At 39.5% G+C, this 3,755-nt stretch carries 5 protein-coding genes; 4 read left to right on the top strand and 1 reads right to left on the bottom strand.

Annotated features, from left to right (window positions below):
• The 4 genes from H5072_RS21240 to H5072_RS14155 form a co-directional block, all read left to right on the top strand.
• Window positions 1-120 (top strand): DUF1566 domain-containing protein (locus H5072_RS21240; protein ID WP_259395956.1); only part of this gene is annotated, 120 nt, incomplete at its 5' end.
• 9 nt (window positions 121-129) lie between these two features.
• Window positions 130-648: a DUF1566 domain-containing protein gene (locus tag H5072_RS14145; RefSeq protein ID WP_024596877.1), complete on the top strand. Its 519-nt coding sequence runs from the start codon at window positions 130-132 to the stop codon at window positions 646-648.
• A gap of 165 nt (window positions 649-813) precedes the next feature.
• Window positions 814-1,731 carry an AAA family ATPase gene (locus tag H5072_RS14150; protein ID WP_182693882.1) on the top strand — a complete coding sequence of 306 codons (918 nt, stop codon included), beginning with the start codon at window positions 814-816 and terminating at the stop codon, window positions 1,729-1,731.
• Between the two features lie 11 nt (window positions 1,732-1,742).
• Window positions 1,743-2,780 (top strand): general secretion pathway protein GspB, encoded by a 1,038-nt coding sequence (locus H5072_RS14155; RefSeq protein ID WP_165723572.1) that lies wholly within the window; start codon window positions 1,743-1,745, stop codon window positions 2,778-2,780.
• A gap of 53 nt (window positions 2,781-2,833) precedes the next feature.
• Here the strand turns inward: H5072_RS14155 and H5072_RS14160 are convergent.
• Window positions 2,834-3,755: HD-GYP domain-containing protein (locus tag H5072_RS14160; RefSeq protein WP_182693883.1), on the bottom strand; the 922-nt coding region annotated here is incomplete at its 5' end.

A 3,755-nucleotide genomic window follows, 5' to 3' on the forward strand; every position in this document is an offset into this window, starting at 1 on the left:
CAAACAGCAGCTGATGGTACCAGTTTATCTCAAGCGTATATCATTGATATGAGTGATGGTAACGACCTTGCTTATCCAAAAGAAAATACTGCTTATGTACGTTTAGTTAGAAGTCGTTAGGAGAAAATAATGAAATTTAAATTACTCTATGCACTAGCAACTATAAGTTTGAGCTTTAATATTGCAGCGGCGCAAACGTGCTACGACGGTGCAGATACCACAACACCGACAGATAGATTTACCATAAATGCAGATGGCACAGTGTCTGATAGTGAAACAGGCCTTATGTGGCAACGCTGTAGTTATGGGCAAACTTATAATACAGAGACACAACTTTGTGAAGGTTCAACACCTTCTCTTACTTGGCAAGAGGCACTACGCGGTGCTAAAAATGATACAACCGCAGATTACGATGATTGGCAAATGCCTAACATTAAAGAATTGGCGAGTATTTTAGAGCACAGTTGCACAGAGCCGAGTATTAATGAAGACGTATTTTTGGGCACTAAGCTTCAAAACTATTGGTCAAATACATCGGGTGTAAGCACAATGAGCTCAGCGTGGGTTTATCAATTTGATAGTGGGTTGAATAGCTTACATGCTAAAACCAGTAATGTGTATTTACGGTTAGTGCGCTACGAAGAGTAAAATGCATACTAAGATTAGACAGACAAAAGTGCAGCCTTAAAACAGCTGCACTTTTTTGTTTTACATAAATTTACGTTATTTCAATAATAAAGCGCTTACAACGTTGTCACTCAGCGCATTTTTTTGCCATTATAGGCCGTGATTTAATTACGAAGGAACATCACGGTGTATTTAAGCTATTTTGGCCTGAACGAAAAACCTTTTTCGATCTCGCCCAACCCTCATTACTTATTTTTAAGTGAACGACATAAAGAAGCCTTAGCACACCTTACCTATGGATTAGGTGAAGACGGTGGTTTTGTATTATTAACAGGTGAAGTAGGTACAGGTAAAACAACAATTACCCGCAGTATGTTAGAGCAGCTTCCTGAAAACACTCAAGTAGCGATGATCCATAATCCAGCGCTTTCAGAGCTGGAGTTATTAGCCAGTATTTGTGATGAGCTCAACATTAGTTACGATGTTCATAATGCGACGCTTAAAAGTCTTACCGATATTATAAAAAAGCATTTAGAGACTAATAATAAATCGGGCGGGCACACTATACTTATTATTGACGAAGCACAATTACTTGCCCCTAACGTGCTTGAGCAATTACGTTTGCTGACAAATATAGAAACCGATCATAAAAAATTATTACAAATAGTATTGGTTGGTCAACCAGAGCTGCAAGAACTTTTGAAGCGCAACGAATTAAGGCAACTTGCCCAGAGGATAACGGCTCGTTACCATTTATTACCACTTACGCAAGGCCAAACAGTCGCTTACATAAAGCATCGGTTACATATTGCAGGGTGTGATAAAGGAATCTTTTCGATGAATGCCATGCAAGCTGTTCATCAATTAACTGGCGGTGTGCCACGATTAATGAACTTGGTCTGTGAGCGTGCTTTAGTTGGGACTTTTGCAAAGCAGCAGTTGATAGTTGATAGCGATATAATAAAAAAATCAGCCCATGAGTCATTACCCATGGATTTTGTCGCACCGGTTAACGAAGCTAACAAAGCAACGTCATTTGTACCCTATAGCCTTGCATTCGCTGCTTTATTTGCCGTAGGCATTGGGCTTTCATTTATTTTATAGTTAGGTAAGTTATGTCTTATTTATTAGATGCGCTAAAGCAGTCGCAGCAATCAGATATGAGTGCTGAACAGTACGACTTACAATCTGAGCAGTTAAAGCAACAGCAAGCACTTAAGCGTTATAGACGATTAGCATTAGTATTTGGTACAAGCTTAGCTGCTTTTATTGCGGTAGCGGGTGGCTTTACCGCCGGAAAGTGGTTTCAAAGTACGACTTTATTAAACGCAGCGGAACCCGCTGTAATTAAGGTGGTGGAAAGCGAAAAATCATCGCCTAACAAAGACGTTAAAGAGGAAGATGCTGAAGCTGAAAAACAGCAAGTAGCTAAGTTGGAGCCTGCTAAAGTAGCTCCAACAAATACTGCAACGATTGAAGGGCAACTTGTGCATGTGCAAACCCCCAATGGTGTACAGCAAATGTTATTAACCCCAAATGGTCAGTATATTCCTATGCCGTCGAGCCAGGTCACGAGCGCAGCAGGTTATAATCAGCAAAACATGCAACAAGTAATGCCTGTTCAAAATTATAATCAGCCAGCGTTTAACCCACAAAGTAATTACAATCCAAATAATGCACAAAACACTGCGGTATTTGGGCAAAATCAAAATACCGCATCGGCTCAACTTGATATGAGTAAATATAAAGTATTGGGTAAGCCAATTAATGGCAGCACCCAATCTCAACAGACGAGTGACCCTGAGCTTGATGCTGTGCCTACAACTCTTAAAAATGCATTTGCGCAAGCTATACAAGATGTCGAAAAAAACCAAGATTATGAAGTTACTCAAGCGTCAAAAACGTCATCACGTGTTGAGCCTGTTGAGTTATTACCTGATGGTTTGCAATCAATGTTACCTAGTATTAAATATCAAGCGCATATATATTCATCGAGTGCTGATAAACGTTGGATCAAGCTAAATGGCCGAGAATTACACGAAGGAGAAAGCATAGGAGCTCTAACAGTCACAGAAATTACACCTGAGCAAAGTGTGCTAGATTTTGATGGTTATGAGTTTAGCTTAAAAGCTTTGCAAGACTGGCCGCAGTAAGCGCTTAGTTATCATGTTGAGAGCTCGGTAGAATATTGAGCTCTCAATAGTGCTTAGGATAATATTGAATTTTTATAAAAGCGTTCTAAATCAATGTTATATTCTTTAGGTTTAATCGCTGACTCAAGAGTGTCTACAGTTTTTTTATTAGATAAATCAATATCTTTTACTTCGGTGTAGCGGCTATGCTTAGCGCTGTAAAATGTTTTAACGACAGGTTTTAGTGGTGCCCCCGGATTACTCTCGGTGACCAAACCGACTCTTTGACTCGATAACCTTACAAGCGTTCCTACCGGATGGATGCCAATACATTGAATAAATTTATTAAGCAGCACAGTATCAAAGCTATCAGGGCACCCGTCTTTTAATATTTTAAACGCCTTTATTGGCTCCATGCCTGCTTTATAAACACGTTCTGCGGTAAGTGCATCATAAACATCTACAATTGACGCCATACGCACATACTGACTTATCTCGTCACCTTTTTTACCAAACGGGTAGCCTTTACCATCGAGTCTTTCGTGGTGCATACCTGCAATATCTACCGCGATCCCTGTTAACCCAGAGTCTTCTAATATCTCTTTACTGAAAAGCGAATGCATTTTCATTATTTTAAATTCGTCGTCTGTAAAGCGCCCAGGTTTGTTTAGCACTTCATCAGGGATTTTTATTTTACCAATGTCGTGTAATAGTGCGCCGGTAGTCAGCTCAACAATAGTGTCTTTCTCTATATTTAAGTGTTTTGCAAAAATACCCATTAATATTGATACATTAATTGAGTGCTCAAGTAGGTAGGCATCTTTTTGGCGCATTTGGGTAAGGCAGGCTAGGGCATCTTGATTTCTAAAAACAGAATCCATAAAGCCACTTGCCAGTTCTCTAAACGGCCCTATATCTATATCACGGCCAGCTTTTATATCTTTAAATGCTTTTATTTGCAGTGTTTTTGCTTCGTCATAAAGCTTTTTTGCTTTT

Source organism: Pseudoalteromonas sp. SR45-5 (assembly GCF_014163565.1).
GTDB lineage: Bacteria > Pseudomonadota > Gammaproteobacteria > Enterobacterales > Alteromonadaceae > Pseudoalteromonas > Pseudoalteromonas distincta.